At 67.3% G+C, this 15,241-nt stretch carries 14 protein-coding genes; 4 read left to right on the forward strand and 10 right to left on the reverse strand.

What is annotated here, in order from left to right; genetic code table 11:
• The 9 genes from H5T65_11345 to H5T65_11385 all read right to left on the reverse strand — a co-directional run.
• A partial coding sequence (locus H5T65_11345; protein ID MBC7259829.1) for a hypothetical protein occupies nucleotides 1–293 on the reverse strand: 293 nt, incomplete at its 3' end.
• Between the two features lie 116 nt (nucleotides 294–409).
• The gene (locus H5T65_11350; GenBank protein ID MBC7259830.1) at nucleotides 410–850 is read right to left on the reverse strand and encodes a hypothetical protein; all 441 of its coding nucleotides are present in this window, start codon (nucleotides 848–850) and stop codon (nucleotides 410–412) included.
• Nucleotides 851–874: 24 nt separating this feature from the next.
• Nucleotides 875–1,945, reverse strand: coding sequence for a hypothetical protein (locus H5T65_11355; GenBank protein MBC7259831.1), 1,071 nt, complete (start codon nucleotides 1,943–1,945; stop codon nucleotides 875–877).
• A 31-nt stretch (nucleotides 1,946–1,976) separates the two neighbouring features.
• A complete protein-coding gene (locus H5T65_11360) occupies nucleotides 1,977–3,725 on the reverse strand; it encodes a glutamate mutase L (GenBank protein MBC7259832.1) in 1,749 nt (582 codons plus the stop codon).
• A gap of 20 nt (nucleotides 3,726–3,745) precedes the next feature.
• On the reverse strand, nucleotides 3,746–4,402 hold the full coding sequence (locus H5T65_11365) for a hypothetical protein (GenBank protein ID MBC7259833.1): 657 nt from the start codon (nucleotides 4,400–4,402) through the stop codon (nucleotides 3,746–3,748).
• Nucleotides 4,399–6,483, reverse strand: coding sequence for a zinc ribbon domain-containing protein (locus H5T65_11370; protein MBC7259834.1), 2,085 nt, complete (start codon nucleotides 6,481–6,483; stop codon nucleotides 4,399–4,401). The genes H5T65_11365 and H5T65_11370 overlap by 4 nt, the downstream gene beginning before the upstream one ends.
• 21 nt (nucleotides 6,484–6,504) lie before the next feature.
• On the reverse strand, nucleotides 6,505–7,134 hold the full coding sequence (locus tag H5T65_11375) for a hypothetical protein (GenBank protein ID MBC7259835.1): 630 nt from the start codon (nucleotides 7,132–7,134) through the stop codon (nucleotides 6,505–6,507).
• Nucleotides 7,135–7,148: 14 nt separating this feature from the next.
• The gene (locus tag H5T65_11380; protein ID MBC7259836.1) at nucleotides 7,149–7,925 is read right to left on the reverse strand and encodes a hypothetical protein; all 777 of its coding nucleotides are present in this window, start codon (nucleotides 7,923–7,925) and stop codon (nucleotides 7,149–7,151) included.
• Nucleotides 7,926–7,929: 4 nt separating this feature from the next.
• Nucleotides 7,930–8,184, reverse strand: a complete 255-nt coding sequence (locus H5T65_11385) for a hypothetical protein (protein ID MBC7259837.1) — start codon at nucleotides 8,182–8,184, stop codon at nucleotides 7,930–7,932.
• Between the two features lie 542 nt (nucleotides 8,185–8,726).
• On the opposite strand from H5T65_11385, the gene H5T65_11390 reads away from it, so the two are divergent.
• On the forward strand, nucleotides 8,727–9,746 hold the full coding sequence (locus H5T65_11390) for an NAD-dependent epimerase/dehydratase family protein (GenBank protein MBC7259838.1): 1,020 nt from the start codon (nucleotides 8,727–8,729) through the stop codon (nucleotides 9,744–9,746).
• On the forward strand, nucleotides 9,747–10,517 hold the full coding sequence (locus H5T65_11395) for a WecB/TagA/CpsF family glycosyltransferase (GenBank protein ID MBC7259839.1): 771 nt from the start codon (nucleotides 9,747–9,749) through the stop codon (nucleotides 10,515–10,517).
• A 16-nt stretch (nucleotides 10,518–10,533) separates the two neighbouring features.
• Here the strand turns inward: H5T65_11395 and H5T65_11400 are convergent, their stop codons facing one another.
• The gene (locus H5T65_11400; GenBank protein MBC7259840.1) at nucleotides 10,534–11,715 is read right to left on the reverse strand and encodes a glycosyltransferase family 4 protein; all 1,182 of its coding nucleotides are present in this window, start codon (nucleotides 11,713–11,715) and stop codon (nucleotides 10,534–10,536) included.
• A gap of 133 nt (nucleotides 11,716–11,848) precedes the next feature.
• Here H5T65_11400 and H5T65_11405 point away from each other — a divergent pair, with 133 nt between their 5' ends.
• Complete coding sequence (locus H5T65_11405; GenBank protein MBC7259841.1) at nucleotides 11,849–12,409, forward strand: sigma-70 family RNA polymerase sigma factor; 561 nt, start codon at nucleotides 11,849–11,851, stop codon at nucleotides 12,407–12,409.
• Entirely contained in the window at nucleotides 12,406–15,000 is a 2,595-nt protein-coding gene (locus tag H5T65_11410) for a hypothetical protein (GenBank protein ID MBC7259842.1), read from the forward strand. Before H5T65_11405 ends, H5T65_11410 begins: the two co-directional genes overlap by 4 nt.
• Nucleotides 15,001–15,241 lie beyond the last annotated feature (241 nt).

Below are 15,241 nucleotides of genomic sequence, written 5' to 3' on the forward strand. Positions count from 1 at the left end.
AACCCGGCGTAGCCGTAGGAAGCCGTCTTCAGCCGGTCAATGAGGATTTGCAACTTGCCCACGGCCCGCTCCAGGTCGTCCACCAGGTACAACTTGCCGGCGCTCAAGAAGTCCAATTGCAGGCCACTCAACTTCATGCGCAGGTCCGACAGTTGGTTGGCAATGGTCGTGCGGAGCAATTTGTCGGCCTCGCGGCGGAGTTCCTTCTGCTTGTAGCCCTTGTAGCCGGGCACCTTCCCCGCCAACTCCTCAAACTTTCCCACGCTGGAACTGATCTTGCCTTTGATATCCATTTGTCCTCTCCCTTCAGAGTCGTGAATCCTCGTTCAAACGCAGTCCACAACAAGCCTGACGCGGCAGGCTAACTCTCCGGCACGTTACACCTCCCTCCGCGCGAACGCGGGCGCACTCATTCGCTCGCCGTGCGCACTCTCCGCACAGCCACCAGCAGGACGGCCACCAGGACCGCCACCAGGAGAATCAGCGTGCTGGAGCCTGTGTTCGGCGTGGTCGTCGCCGGTGTAGGCGTGGCGGTTGGCGCGATCGTAGGTTGCGCCGGCGCGGCCGTGGCTTCTGCGGTCGGGGTCTCCGCCGTCCCCACAGGCACAGGCGTGTTGGTGGGCCTCGCGGTGCGCGTGGGCGTGGGCGTGGGGCTAGGGATCGGCTCGCGCGTCGGCGTGGAGATCGCCGGCGTCTCGGTGGGCGCCACGGCGGCTCCCCCGCCCCCCTTCTGAAGCAGCGAGTAAACTCCGATGCCCAACAGCCCCACGAGAAGCAGCCCCACCAGCGCGATAGCCGCGATCACAAACGGCCGACGCTTGCTCCCTGGCTCTAGTATTCGTGCAAACATAGCCAATCCCCTCCTTACGGCAAATTAGCCCACGATTTCCACGTTGCTCACAGGCGCCATCACACGGTCGCCCGAGTCCGCCTGAATCTCCACGCTCGGCAACAGCACCCCGACATCATACCGCGTGGGGTGCTCCGGCAGCGCCATCACCACGCCCGCCACGCCGCGGCGCTCGCCCCGCACCACGCGCACCTTGCAGCCATCCGTCAGCAGCGCCTCTGGCGCCGAGTCCACCGCCGCAGACGCCACAGGCACCGGAATGATAATTTCGGGCCGCCGCGGTCGCCACGGGTCTGCGTAGCCCGGATCCACCGCCGCCTCATGCCCGATATGGCTCTTCAGTATCTCAAAGGCGAAGGGGTTCATGGGACATCGCCCGAACCCTTCCATGATGACGACAGGGAACGGCAGACCGGCGACATGGTCCAGAAGGGTCGCCGACAGGCCGCCCAGAATCAGGCCTCGCGCCTGCATCTTGCTCACCTGGGCAAGCCCCTCCGCGGTGGCGTCGGCGCCCCCGATGACGATGGCGCCGAGACACGAGACATCCACCTTGTCCTCCGACAGGACGTCCTCGGGCGAATCCACCACCGCCCGCAGCACACCGTGGGACATCTCGCCGAATCCCCACGCGCCCTGCACCAGCGCCGCGGCCGTCTCAATCACCGCCCCACGCTCGGGCATCACGCTGACGATGCGCCCGCTCAGGTGCGCGCGGATCTCGCTCTCCTCCACGTCGGACTCCAGGAGTATCTGCGAGTCGCTCATGGCCACCAGGCGGCCGCTCACCGGAGCCTGCAAGACCCTGGGGAACAACTTGCCCAGGCGCGGCTTGACTGCGATGACTTCGCCGCGCTGGACGCTCTCGCCGATGCGCTTCTTGAGAAAATCGGCCACATTGCGATGGCCCAGGCGGAGGGCCGCGCCCGCATCCAGGCGAATCAGCCTGCCGGGACGCTCATACCGACCGATGATGTCCACCGCGTCCACCCGGTCGTCCATGCCTACGAGTATCTTGCCTCGGGTGGGGAGCATCCGCTCCCGTCGCAGCAGTGTCAACGGCACAACGCGCATGAGGGTGCAGTAGTGCTTCATTCGCCGTCGCTCTCCATTTCGTTCGGCATCGTCAATACCCGATGTTCCATCGCCACTTCTGCAGCACGCGGCGCCTGTCGTCCTGGCCGTCGGGCAGCGCAAGCGGCCGGCCGCGCGCGTCTATCACGATCCCCAGCGGCCCGCCATCCACTTCGGCCACGGCCCCGCGCCCCCGCCGCCCCCAGCCGATGTCAAACTGCCGCGTGGGGCGCAACTCCAGCGTGGCCTTCTGACCCGCCTCCAGCGGTATCACCTCTATGGAGCCGTAGGTTACATCCAGGGTCAGGGTCTGCTTGTCGGGATACTTGAGACTGGCGCGCAACACCAAATCGCCCTCTCCCGCTGCGCCCACGGGACAGATGAGCGTCCCGAGCGTGAGCAGGGCGTCGTGTTCCAGCACCTGGGCGGCGGCCATCGGCTGAACCGCGCCCACCGCGCCCAGAACCCCCGTCAACCCCGTCGTATCGGCTACCAGCGTGCAGATGCCGATGGGCTGTAGCGCGTCCAGCAGCATGAGGGCGCTCTGCGCGAAATTCGCCTGTCGCGGCAGGAATCCGCCCGACACCACGATCACATCCCAGAACGGCGACAGGTCAGGATACGGGCGGTGGGCGTCGGCCTCCCAGACGGGCATGGCCCGCCCCACGGTCAGGCGCAGCGCCTCGCGGGCCACTGCCTGCTCCACCTCCACCTCCAGCGCGGTGGTCGCCGCAGAACGGGGATACGCCGCCTTGGTCAGCGCAATATCCAGCACGTCAGCCAACGCGGCGTCTTCGTCTATGACCCAGCGGGCGATGCCCGCGGGCGTGGCATCGGACACAACGCGCCTGGCCCCCAGCCCTATGCCCCAGCCGCTGCCCACGGTCAAAGCGAACTCCCCGTTCAGAACCGAGGCGAGCACCGTCTGGCTGGAGCCCACGTCCACGCCCAGCACGTTCAGGCCGTACTGCTCGGCCACGAACTGGATCACATGCCCAAACGCCCGCGCCCCGGGCGCGACAGAAATCGGACTCCACGCGCTCAAGCGGCCAAACCCGGGCAGGCGTGCCATCTTCCGGTCCGTGTATAGCGTCTCCAGTTCTTCTATCAGCGGGCCAGCCTGCTCCACGTCCAGGCGAGGGCGGATGTTGTCCACGGGGTGGAAGTTGATCAGCCCCGCCACCTTTTCGGCGATGAGGGAGCGGGCGTTGACATTGCCCGCGAACACCAACTCCGGGCGGCGCTCCCGTTCCAGCAGTTTGCTGGCCAGGGCCACCGCATCGGCCAGCGCCCCGATGGCCTGCACAGCTCCCCCATCCGTGCCCCCGACCATGACGACGACATCGGGCGCTACCTGGCGAATCAGGTCTATCTGCTCGGCGGGGTCCGAATCTCCGCCCAGGGAAACGATGCCTTCCAGCAATGAGGGGACCCACGACAGCGCCTTCGCCGCGCTGGTAACGCTCATCTCGGGCACCAGGCCCGCCAACACGACCCGCAGCGGTGGGCCGGCGCTCACCGTCGCCACAAATGCATCCACGCCTGAACCATCCGAGCGTTCGGGGCGGATGAGTTTCTGCTCATCGTCCAGGAACCGCTTGCCCGTAATGCTTTCCAACTGGCGGATTGCCTGAATCACGCCGATGACAATATCGTTGCCCGGAGCCGCCACCGAGGTCGGGGCCTCCCCACCGGCGACAAACCGATATTGTTCGTCCACCACGTCCAGCAGAAAAACCCGCGTGGTGGACGTGCCGCAGTCCGCTGCCAGAATGGATTCTATCGCGTAACTGTCTGTCATGTCTCAACCCCAGGCGGCCGTTATCGCAAAGTCTTGGGAATCTCGGTTACCAGGAACTGCAACCGTCCGATGAGCAAGGACAGCCGGGCCATCACCGTGCCGGCGAAGAGCGCCCCAAAGGTCAGCATGATGAACCATTTGCCGAGGCCGCGCCACGCCTTGAGGAACCCGCCGCGCACCCGACCCAGCCCCGTATCGCCCTGGCCGGTGAAGTAGAAATAGGCCAGCGTGCTCACCGTGCCGATGACCAGCACGAGATGGCTCAGTGCAACGCCCCATCCGCCATCGGCCGGGTTCACCGACACGAACGTGCCTTCCACCTGCGGCAGAATGGAGCCGAACAGCGCGCCCCCGATGGCCAGCGCAACGCCGACGCCCAGCAGGAAGGACAGCGGGGCCAGGCCCGCGCCCCGCCAGGAATGATTGAGCCGCGCCAGCAACAGCACCGCCAGCAGGAGCGGCACGATCAGCATCCAGTTTTCAAGCGGGGCCTGGATGAGCGGCAACAGCAAACGCGGCCGCAACAGGCTGTAGTAGGCCACCAGGACGGCGTAGCCCACCGCCGTCCCCACGAACAGATGCTCGGCCAGGCGGTACAGCGGGTTGTCGCCGAGCAGGTAACTCAGTACCATCACCGTGAGGAGCGCGGATATCCAGATGCCGACGAGATCGCTCATGACCGTCCCCCAAACAGGCGCTTGCCCCAGTAGGCCAGATTGCCGAGCACGATGAGCGCGACGACGGCCAGATGCCCCAACGACTGCGCCTCAATGGCCGCCATGTCCTGCGCGCTCATGGGCGCATCGGGCGAGGCCGCCCGCCGATACGCCAGCCCGCCAATCCATCCGCTCACCAGGCCGGCCAGTTGCCCCGAACTGTAGTAGGGCCGCACCGAAGGCTCTATCGCGCCGCTGACGATGGCGCAGATGGGCGTGTGCGTCTGGCTGCCCACCTGCTCCACCCACCACCGCACCGCATCCTGCGACGACGCCGCGGTGATAATCAGCGCCACATCACCCAGCGACTGAACCCCCAGGGCCGCCTCGTCAACCCGTTTCCCCTGGTAGTCCACCAGAAACGCGCCCGAAAAACTCGCGGCCAGGCGCTGCAAGCCCATCTCCTGGCCCGGCAGATACCCCAGCAGCGTGGCGGTGTCCTCCAGACCCATGCGCGCCGCCAGGCCGGGGCCGGTCGGCGTGGTGCTCATCACGAGGAGCACAGCGCCCCTGGACTTGAGATTGTCCAGCACCTCGCGCACCGGCCAGTCCAGTTCGGTGGACACGCTCGGGTCGTAGTCAAACGAGAACAGCACCCTTGCCCCGGGCGCAAGGTTTTGGATTTGCGCGGCGAAGTCTTCCGCGGGCTTGGCTACGGGCACCTGACCGCCGCCCGGCACCAGCCCGGGCGACAGGATGGGAATCAGCACTGCCGCCAGCAGGAGCAGGAACGCCAGCCACGGCAGCCCTCGCTCGCGGCGGGGGATGCGAACGGCACGCGGCCTCACCGACGACGCGATGGGCCTGGCGAGAACCTGGGTCAACGTCTCGGCGTGGGCGGGCGTAACCGTGGCCGCCGCCGACACCGCCCGCACAAACTGGTCGGGGCCCGGGTCAATGGCGGGCACAAGCCTGAGCGCCCCGCGCACGCCTTCCAGCACGCCTTCCGTCTCGGCGGGTTCTTCGGCGGGCGCTTCCTCCCCTTCCTCCCTCTTGCGGCCCGGTCTCAGCACTTCCAGCCACGAGGGGATGGCCGCCCGCTCCAGCCCCGCTTCCTCGGGCGTTGGTTTGCCGGGCGCCCCAAGCATCGGTCCCAATTCCTCGGGTAGCACCGCGGCACCCGACGCCAGGGTCTCCAGCCACGCCGGGACTTCGGGCGCCGACGCGGGGGCAGGCCCGGCTTCCTCCTCCTCCATCTCCTCTTCGCCCAATTCCAGGATGACCGGCCCCTCTTCTTGCAGCCACGCCGCGAGGGGTTCCTCTGCGGGGGCAGGCGGTTCGCCCTCCAGCAGCGCAGGAACGCCAGCAGCGGGCGGTTCGACTTCCGCTTCGCCAGCCGGAGCCTCCGCCGGAACTTCACTTGGCGCGGCCTCCTCGGCCTCTGCTTCCGGCGGCGCCTCGCCCAATGTGGGCGCGACCGGTGCCTCCGATGCTTCCACGGGCGGCGCGCCCAAATCGCGAAGCCAGTCTGGGACTTCTTCCGGCGTCTCCTCGGCCTCGCCGGCCGCTTCCGCCGCGAACTCCTCCGGCGCGGGCGCGACCGGCTCCTCCGGTTCTTCCACGGGGGGCGGCGCGCCCAAATCGCGAAGCCAGTCTGGGACTTCTTCCGGCGTCTCCTCGGCCTCGCCGGCCGCTTCCGCCGCGAACTCCTCGGATGCTTCGCGCTCTGGCTCCGCAGTCTCGGCGAGGCTGGCCCGCAGGCGCGCCAGCCAGTCGGGGATTTCCTCCTCTTCACCCGCCGCGCCGGTCGGCTCTTGCGGCAGGCCGGCCTCCTCACCCAGGGGGGCGGGTTCCTCTTCCTCCGTCGGCTTTGTCGGGAGCGACAGGCCCTTCAGTCTGGGCCTCTCTTTCTCCTCCGCGCCACGGGTTACCAGCGGCGCCAACTTGGCCCCGCACGCGTCGCAGAAGATGTTCTCAATGGGGTTCTCTGCACCACAAAACGGACATGTCGCTTTGGAGCCGCCTGCCAACCTCTGGCCGCATTGGTTGCAGAAACTGCTTCCGTCTCGGTTTGCGGTGCCGCAGTTTGGACAGTAGATCATGCCGTTTCCCCCAAGAACGCGCTATTTCACGTGTGGCCGGTCAATCCCCAGGAGCACCCGCAGGCCGGTCAGGATGGTCCCCAGCGCCACGCCCAGGATGATGCCCCGCGCGCCCGCCGTGCTCGGATAGGTCAGAATCCAGTCTTTCGCCGCCGCGATGCGATCCCAGATGGCCTGCCCCAGCGGCACCTGCCCAAGCAGGACAATTACACCGGCGACGAGCATGATGAACGAATCCACGCTCCGCACCCGAAAGGCGCGGTACGCCGCCGATGCGATGAAAAACGCCGTCAGGGCGAAGATAGTCGCCTGCAACGGGACGTGCACATACAGAAACACCCACGACACGGCAGGCGACGCCACCCCGCGCGGGTCGGAGAACCCCAACAGCACCACCGTGCCCAGGGCCGCGAGTAGGAACAGGCTGTACACCCATCCTGGCTGCCTGCCCCGAATCTTGCGCAGGTGGGTCGCGATGACGTTCAGCGCGCCCAGCAGCAACGCCACCGCCGCCAGGATCATCGCCCAATCCAGCAGCGTCTGTTGCACGCGGCGCAGGTACTCGTTCCGCACGAAGAAGTTCGCCAGGACGAGTAGCCCCGTGCCGATGGTGATGGCAACCGCCAGACTACGGCCGAATTTGACCTTCACCTTTCCCTCCGCATCTACAGCGAGCGCAGCAAAACGCCGAGCAAGATGGTCAGAATCAGGAACACGCGCAGCCAGTCTTGGACGCGCAAACTCGCGATATGGGCCGCTTTCGGACGCAGGTAAGCGCCCACGGCAAACATCTCCTCGCCGATGAGCGCCTCATCGGCCGTGGCGTGGACGAAGGGCAACACCTGCGGATCCGCCGCGCCCACCACCTGGGGCACGCGCGACTTGACGCCGGTCTCGCCCATCAGCAGGTACTCGGGGCCGAATCGGCCCACCATGATGTTGGCGGCCACGCGCTCCCCCAGCAAGATGTCCATCACGCCTGCCGCATAGGCCGTGGCATCGGGAGCGACCAGGCGCGCTTCAGGCTCCTGCACCTGATATTGGTACGGATGTGTCTCCCATGCCTTGCGGGACGTGTCCTGCGCCAACGGCAACAGCGTGGGATCTGACACCGTAACCTTCAGCGGCGCGCCGCATGCCGTGGCCTGCGTGGCCACGTGCTCCATCAGCGCGAGGCCGGCCAGGCTTTCCGCGGTGCTGGAATCCACAATCCCGCCGACGCCAAGCGACATGTGCACCGGCTGGCCCGTCTCCGCGCTCTGCCCGATCAGCGCCCCCAGGTACTCAAAGGCGCGGATGGTCCGCAGGGTGATGCGTTTTCCCGCCCGCAACTGCGCGGCGAAAAGCGCCAGCAGCGGAAGCACGAGGAGCAGCAACACGAACATGAGCGCCTGTCTCTCGCTGGTGCCTGAATTCCAAAGCAGTTCCACGATGCCGTCCATGCACCTATCTCCTGCCTTCAATCCGTCGGACGATTTGCTCCACGGTGTCCCGATCTTCCAACGCCCGCGCCCAATCCTGGGCAAAGCGCTCACGGCCCGCCATGCGGAACACGGGTTCCAGGAACACCAGCGCCTGGCTCCCCAGGAAGGCGAGCGGGCTGTGCGACTGCAACAGCAGCACGGCGGGGGCCTCCAGCCCCCAGGCCTTCACCTTCGCCACGAGGCGCTCTATCAAGGCTTCGCGCTCATCGTTTGCCACGGCACACCCCTAGCCCCGCCATTTCCCCTGCGGGATTTACATATAGTATAGCACAATTCTCTTACTTTTTCTAGTCCAGTTTGTCGCGGACTCGGTTCCGAACTCCGTTGGTCGCACCTGGGGTTTCCACACCTGCCCCGTGCGTCCGGCGGCTACGGAAAGCCGCCCTACGTGTGAAGACCCCAAGGGTCTCGGAGCGAGCGTAGGGCAGGTTTCCATACCTGCCAAACCTGCGACGCACAACGAGCGTGGGCGACTACGGAAAGCCACCCTACGGACTCGGATTCACCGCGGAGCAAGCGGAGACCACAGAGATTTACTCTGAAATCTCCGCGCCCTCAGTGCTTTCCGCGGTGAGGACCCTACTAGCGAGCATAGGGCAGGCTTCCATACCTGCCCCGTGCGTCTTCGGTCGCATGACAGAAGGTGCGCTGAGTCGTCAGGCCCGTACGGTTGACGGGCGCGGGCCGCTCGTTTATAATGGCAGATAGGCGCGGGGCCCTGGCGCTTACGCATGACCACTCATTCGCTGCGAGACCACCATGGGATTTTGGACAGACCGAAGAGTTCTTGTAACCGGAGGGGCGTCGTTCATTGGCTCGCACCTCGTTGACGCGCTTGTGGGCGAGGGGGCCAGGGTCAGGATTGTGGATGACCTTTCCAGCGGCAGGCTGGACAACATTCGCCACCACCTGGACGCGGGGAGCGTGGAGTTCGTCCAGGCCGACTTGCGCGAGCCAGGGGTAGCACGGGCAGCGATGCGCGACATCCAGACCGTGTTCCACCTGGCCGCCGACCATGGCGGGCGCGGCTACGTGGACACACACCAGGCGGGGCCGGCCACGGACTTCTTCCTCGGCGGGCTGATCTTCTGGGAAGCGCGCCGTGCGGACGTGGAGAAGGTCGTGTATGCCTCGTCAGGCTGTGTGTATCCGAACTACCTTCAGACCGACCCCAATCAGGACATGTACCTCACCGAAGATTTGGTAAAGCCCCCCTACGACGCCGACAACCTCTACGGCTGGTCCAAACTCATGAACGAACTGACGTTGCAGGCCTACTGCCGCGAGTACGGGATGAAGGGGGCCTCGTGTAGATACTTCACCGTCTATGGGCCGCGCGGCAAGGAGAACCATGCGGTCATCGCCATGATCGCGCGGGCCTTTGTCGGCGAGAATCCGTTTGAGGTCTGGGGCGATGGCAACCAGATTCGCAACTGGACGTATGTGGATGACATCGTCCGGGGCACGCTCCTCGCCGGCGAGAAGATAGACGACGGAACGGCGGTCAACCTGGGGACGATGGAGCGGGTGCGGGTGATTGATGCCGTGCGCATGGTGCTGGAATACACGGGGCACAAGGCCGAGATTCGCCTGCGCCCCGACATGCCGACCGGGCCGATGAACCGCGTGGCCGACAACTCGCTGGCCAGGCGTCTGCTGGGCTGGGAGCCGCAGGTGGCCTTCAAGGATGGCCTGAAGCGCACCATAGACTGGTACTTCGCCACCAAGGACCGCGACGAAGTGCGGCGCATCCTGGCCAGGGCGCTTGTGGAGCGGTAGATGACTACGCCGCCTCGGGTCAACGTTCTGGGCGTGGGCATCAGCGCCATCAACATGGAGCAGGCTCTCGCCATCATAGACGACTGGATTGCCCGCCGCGACCCCCACTACGTCTGCGTGTCCACGGTGCACGGCGTCATGGAATGCCAGCGCGACGAGGCCGTGCGCCGCGCGCTCAACTCCAGCGGCCTCACCACGCCCGACGGGATGCCCCTGGTTTGGATCGCACGCCTGCGAGGGTTCCGCCACGTGCGGCGGGTGTACGGGCCGGACCTCATGCTGGCCGTGTGCGAGCGGTCGGTGGCGAAGGGGTATCGCCACTACCTGTACGGCGGGCAGCCGGGCGTGGCCGAGGCCCTGAAGTCGCGGCTGGAGCAGCGATTCCACGGCGTGCAGGTTGTGGGGGTGGATTGCCCACCCTTTGAGCCGCTCACGCCCGAGGAGGATCGCAAGGCGGTGGAGCGCATCAACGCCGCGCAGCCGGACATCGTCTGGGTGGGGATGAGCACGCCCAAACAGGACCTGTGGGCCGCCGAACATGTGGGGCGGATACACGCGCCCGTCATCATCGCCGTGGGGGCGGCGTTTGACTTCGTGTCGGGGCGCAAGCGCCAGGCACCGCGCTGGATGCGGAACAGCGGCCTGGAATGGCTGTTCCGCCTGATTCAGGAGCCGCGGCGGTTGTGGCGGCGCTACCTCATCTACAATCCGCTGTTCGTGTTTCGCCTTGCGGGCCAGTGGCTGGGCCTGCGCAAGTACACCCTGGACTGATTGCGGACCCTCGGCACTACTTCAGCAGACTTTCGTACACCGCCAGCGTCTTGGCCGCAAGTTTGTCCCAGGTGAAATGAGCCAGCGCCTTCTGTCGCCCCGCTTCGCCCATGCGCCGCGCCATCACGGGGTCGGCAAGCAGCGCCAGGATGCGGTCGGCAATGTGCGCGGGGTCGGCCGGCACCACGAAGCCGTCCACGCCATCGGCGATGACCTCGCGCACGGCGGGGATGTCGCCCCCGATGACGGGCTTGCCCATCATCCACGCTTCCACGAAGACGCCGCCGAAACTCTCCTGCGACGAGGGCATACAGAACACGTCGCAGGCGGCCAGGGCCGATGTCTTCTCCTCAATGCCGACCGCGCCCAGTTCCACGATGCGCGAGTCCGAGCAGGCCGCGAAGACCCGCTCCGAGTGGCGCGTGCGTGGGCCGATGAAGACGAATCGCGCGTCGGGCCATCGCGCCCACACCCGCGGAGCCGCCCCCAGCACCGCCTCGTAGTTCTTGTACGCAAACTTCTGCCCCACGAAGAGCACCATCGGGCCGTGGATTCCGTACTTGGCGCGGAAGGTCGCGGCGTCGTGGCGGGCCGCCAGGATCGCCCCCATGCCCGTAACGTGGATGCGCTCCTCGGCCACGCCGAGCGCCGCCAGGGTCTGCTTTTCACTTTGGGTTAGCGCGATGACGGCATCGGCCTCGCGGTACAGGCGGATGTAGGCGCGGTAGAACCAGCCGACCCAGCGCGGGTGATGGACGGGCGTGAAAACGAAGGGCACGCCCAGGCGTCGGGCCAGGCGCAGCGAGGCGTAACTGATGCCCTCGCGCCCGATGCGCCCATTGTGGATGATGTCCGGCCGACCGCACAGGGACGCCAGGCGCCGTTCCAGAATCCGCGCGATGCCGGGCACGGCGATGTCCTTGAGCGGGTAGTACATTCCCGCCAGCGGCGCAAGGAGAAGGCGATCGGCCAGCGATAGCCGTATGAGCGAGACCGGAATGCCGTCCATGGTGTAGGGGCGCGCGCGCCAGGGGGCCAGGAGCGTCGTGCCCAGGAGCCAGTCGGTGCGATTCTCGCGCCAGTGGGCCACAACGCGCACGTCGTGGGCAGGTGAGAGCGTGCGCGCCAGCGCGTGAAAGAGGAGTTGCGCCCCTCCGAGGGCGGGTGGGTAACTCGTGAGCGTATAGCAGATGCGCATGGCGCGATTGTAGCACGGGCAGCCCGCCAGGGCAATTGATAGAAACGAAGAAGTATGGTAGAATATAGGCGCAAACCGAGGCGAACCCATACCCAAAGCCCGCCGGTTTGCGTTGTTTTCACTGGGGGAGATCATGGAGGCCGACTTGCTTGCGCGGAGAGAGCAAGAGTTGGTGAGGCGCGCCCGGAACCGCGACTCGGCCGCCTTCGCCGAACTCTACGATCTCCACTACCGCCGCGTATACACGTACATCTACTACCGGGTCGGAGACCAGGAACTGGCCGAAGACCTGGCAGCAGACGTGTTTGTGCGCGGGTGGCAGGCAATCGGCTCCTTTGATTACCGGGGAGTGCCTGTGGCCGCGTGGCTGTTGCGGATCGCGCGAAACCGCGTCATTGACCATTTCCGCCGTTCGGGCAAGCGCGAGACCGTGGAACTGGAAGATCAACACATGGACCTGGCCCAAGACCCCGAGGCGGAAGTGGAAACCCGTCTCCTCCGTGAGGACCTGTTGCGGCTGATGTCGCATCTCACCGACGATCAGCGCGATGTCATCATCCTGAAATTCTTTGAGGGAATGTCCAATGCCGAGGTGGCTGCCGTGCTGGGCAAGCCGGAAGGGGCCGTCAAGTCGTTGCAACACCGCGGGTTGGCGGCGATGAGAAGGCACTGGGACAGGGGTGGAAAAGGATGATCCGAAGGTTCAGGGACGTTCTGGATGAGAAGATAGAGCAGGTGCGCAGGGGGCAGACGCCCGACCTGTCGCCGTACCGCGCAGGCACGGCCCAGGGCGACGAGTTGGCCGACCTGCTGGCGGTGGCGGCGGCGTTGCAGGCCGTGCCCGCGCCCGAACCGTCGGCGCTGGCCGTCGCCAGGGGCAGGCAGCGGCTCCTGGCGGCCATCGCGGAGAGCGAGCGGCGGAGCGTGCGCGGGATACCGGGCCTGTGGCCTGCGCTGAAGCCGGTGTTCGCCGCGGCCATGGCCACGGTGCTCTGCCTCGTCCTGGTGTTCACGCTCAACGCGCTTGGCGAGCGTAGCCTGCCAGGCAGCGCCTTCTATCCCGTCAAGGCCCTCAAGGAGCGCATCCAGGTGCTGGTGGCGGACACGCCCAGGGAGCAAGCGGCGGTGCATCTGCGCATGACGAAGCGCCGCCTCAATGAGTTGCAGGGAGTTACCCTGCGCGACGGCGCGGCCGACCTGGCCCTGCTGGACGCCATGACGCGGGAGATGGACGCGGCGCTGGCAGCCCTGACGCAGGTTCCTGCGACGCAGTCGGGGGCGCTGGTGGCCGACCTGGCGGCGGTGGCGCGGCGTCAGCAATCCACGCTCCTGTGGGTGCAGCGGCATTCGGCGCCCGAGCAACAGGCCGCCCTGGCGCAGGCCATCGTCCGCGCCCACGAAACCTATCAGATCGCGCTGGCGGCTCCCGCGCAGGGCTTGAGGGTTGAGCGGCCGCTCAGCGGTTTGGCCGTGGCCGCGATTGTGGAGTTCAGGGGGCCTGTCCTGGGCGAAGACCCCGATATTCTCGCGGTGGGAAGTTACCAGGTCAGCGTCAACCCCATGACCCAGATGGAGCGGCGGCCGGACCTGGGCAGCACCGTGGAGGTGCGCGCCGCGCGGCTGGAGGATGGCCGACTGGTCGCCTTGAGCATCCGCCAGACCGCGCCGCCCGCCGAAGGCTTGTGGGTCAAGGTCAGTGGCACAATCACGGGCGCGTATGACAGCACGTGGCTCATCAACGGTCGCCCCGTCGTGTTCAGCGCGGCCACCAACCTAGTCGGCTGGCTGCAAGTGGGCGCACGTGTGCAGGCCAGCGGGCTGCTCCGGCCCGACGGGTCGGTGCTCGCCCGCGACGTGGAAGTGGAAACGACCCAGCACGAGGTCAACCTCACCGGGCCGGTGGCCGAGCGCGGCCCCGATCAGTGGGTTGTGGCGGGCGTGCCGGTCAAGGTTGTCCCGGGCACCTACATTGACGAGAGCCAGGCGCTGACGGAACAGAGCCAGGGGGCAAGCGTGCGCGCCGTGCGCCAGGGCGATGGCACCCTGGTGGCGCGCAGCATCATGGCGCTGAGCGAGGAGCCCCCGGCTGCCGTGGCGCTGAAAGATGTGGTAACGGCCCAACAGGGCAACACCTGGACGGTCGGGGATTGGACGGTAACCGCCGACGCGCAGACGCGCATCCTGGCGGAAGGGGACCCGGTGGGCCGCGTCGCCGAAGTCTCGGCCGAGCGGCTTCCCGATGGCACGCTCCGCGCGGTGCGCATCGCCGTGGAGCCGACAGCCCAGGCCGAAACGGTGCGAATCGCGTTCCAGGGCACCGCGCAGTGGGCCGATGGGACGCTCACCGTAGCCGGGCGCACGGTTCGCATCGGCGAAACCACGTCCGCGTGGGCGCAAGATCGGCCGCTGCGGAGCCTGCGGCCCGCGCCGGGCCGCGTCGTGGCGGTGGAAGGCCGGCTGCAATCGGATGGCGCGGTAGTCGCCGAAATCGTGCGCGGCCTGCGCCCGAGCAAGTTGGCCGAATTCCACGGGACGATCCGCGAGGTGGAGCCTGGTCGCATCATCCTGGACGGGCGCACGATCTACGTGGACGAGTGCGTGGAGGTCCTGGCGCCGGGCGGGGCCATGAGCCTGGCCGACATTGCGCCCGGCCTGCTGGTTACCGTCGTGGCCGAGCCTGGGGCCGAGGACTCGCTGCTGGCCTGGAAGATTCTCGTGGGCGGGACCGTGCCCGACAAAGGCCCCGCGCCCAAGCCGACGGCGGAGCCGGTGCCGGCCGAGCCGCCCGCGCCGACGGCCACGCCGGTGCCCACAGCCCCGTCTCACCCAAAGAACGGCCCGGGCAGCCCCGTCCCCGTAACGCCGACGGCGACTGCGATGCCCGAGCCGACGGCGACGCCGCCGCCCGCGCCGGGGCCGGGTGAGCCAGGCGGGCCGCAGCCGACGCCAACCCCGTGGCCCACGGTCATCGTGCGGCCCAAGCACAAGACGCCGATGCCGTCGCCCATCCCGCCGACGGAGACGCCCGAGCCGACGCCTACACCCACGCCGACGGCTACGCCCGAGCCGACGGAGACGCCGTCGCCCGCACCCGGGCCGGGCGCGCCGCCCGAACCCACCACGACGCCCACGCCGACGGAGACGCCGTCGCCTGCGCCGGGGCCAGGCGCGCCTCCGGAGCCGACTGCTGAACCAACGGCGCCGCCCACGCTGACGCCCAAGAGGCCGCGCCCATTGCCGACGCTCCAGCCGCCCGGCAAACCCATGCCCATGCCTACTGCGTAGGCCCGCGCCTCCCGAAAGGTTGCGGGATAGGTTCCCGGCCCGTATCGCGGGGGGCGTTTCGGTTTGCGGACAAACCGGCTGCGATGCGCAGACTCTGCGCGCAGTCGTGGGTTGCGCTGCACCCGATGAAGTCAGCCTTCGCCGCTTGACCTCACCTCACCTCACCCCTCCCACACCCTTCCCTTTGCTCTGCGCGCTTGACCTAACCCCTCCCACACCCTTCCCTTTGCTCTGCGCGCTT

The sequence above is a fragment of the Chloroflexota bacterium genome, assembly GCA_014360805.1.
Taxonomy (GTDB): Bacteria; Chloroflexota; Anaerolineae; order DTLA01; family DTLA01; genus DTLA01.

What these genes read in the sequence shown, in the direction of transcription:
- H5T65_11350 (MBC7259830.1), bottom strand. Translation starts at nt 850, where the DNA reads ATGTTTGCACGAATACTAGAGCCAGGGAGCAAGCGTCGGCCGTTTGTG.
- H5T65_11355 (MBC7259831.1), bottom strand. Translation starts at nt 1,945, where the DNA reads ATGAAGCACTACTGCACCCTCATGCGCGTTGTGCCGTTGACACTGCTG.
- H5T65_11360 (MBC7259832.1), bottom strand. Translation starts at nt 3,725, where the DNA reads ATGACAGACAGTTACGCGATAGAATCCATTCTGGCAGCGGACTGCGGC.
- H5T65_11365 (MBC7259833.1), bottom strand. Translation starts at nt 4,402, where the DNA reads ATGAGCGATCTCGTCGGCATCTGGATATCCGCGCTCCTCACGGTGATG.
- H5T65_11370 (MBC7259834.1), bottom strand. Translation starts at nt 6,483, where the DNA reads ATGATCTACTGTCCAAACTGCGGCACCGCAAACCGAGACGGAAGCAGT.
- H5T65_11380 (MBC7259836.1), bottom strand. Translation starts at nt 7,925, where the DNA reads ATGGACGGCATCGTGGAACTGCTTTGGAATTCAGGCACCAGCGAGAGA.
- H5T65_11390 (MBC7259838.1), top strand. Translation starts at nt 8,727, where the DNA reads ATGGGATTTTGGACAGACCGAAGAGTTCTTGTAACCGGAGGGGCGTCG.
- H5T65_11395 (MBC7259839.1), top strand. Translation starts at nt 9,747, where the DNA reads ATGACTACGCCGCCTCGGGTCAACGTTCTGGGCGTGGGCATCAGCGCC.
- H5T65_11400 (MBC7259840.1), bottom strand. Translation starts at nt 11,715, where the DNA reads ATGCGCATCTGCTATACGCTCACGAGTTACCCACCCGCCCTCGGAGGG.
- H5T65_11405 (MBC7259841.1), top strand. Translation starts at nt 11,849, where the DNA reads ATGGAGGCCGACTTGCTTGCGCGGAGAGAGCAAGAGTTGGTGAGGCGC.
- H5T65_11410 (MBC7259842.1), top strand. Translation starts at nt 12,406, where the DNA reads ATGATCCGAAGGTTCAGGGACGTTCTGGATGAGAAGATAGAGCAGGTG.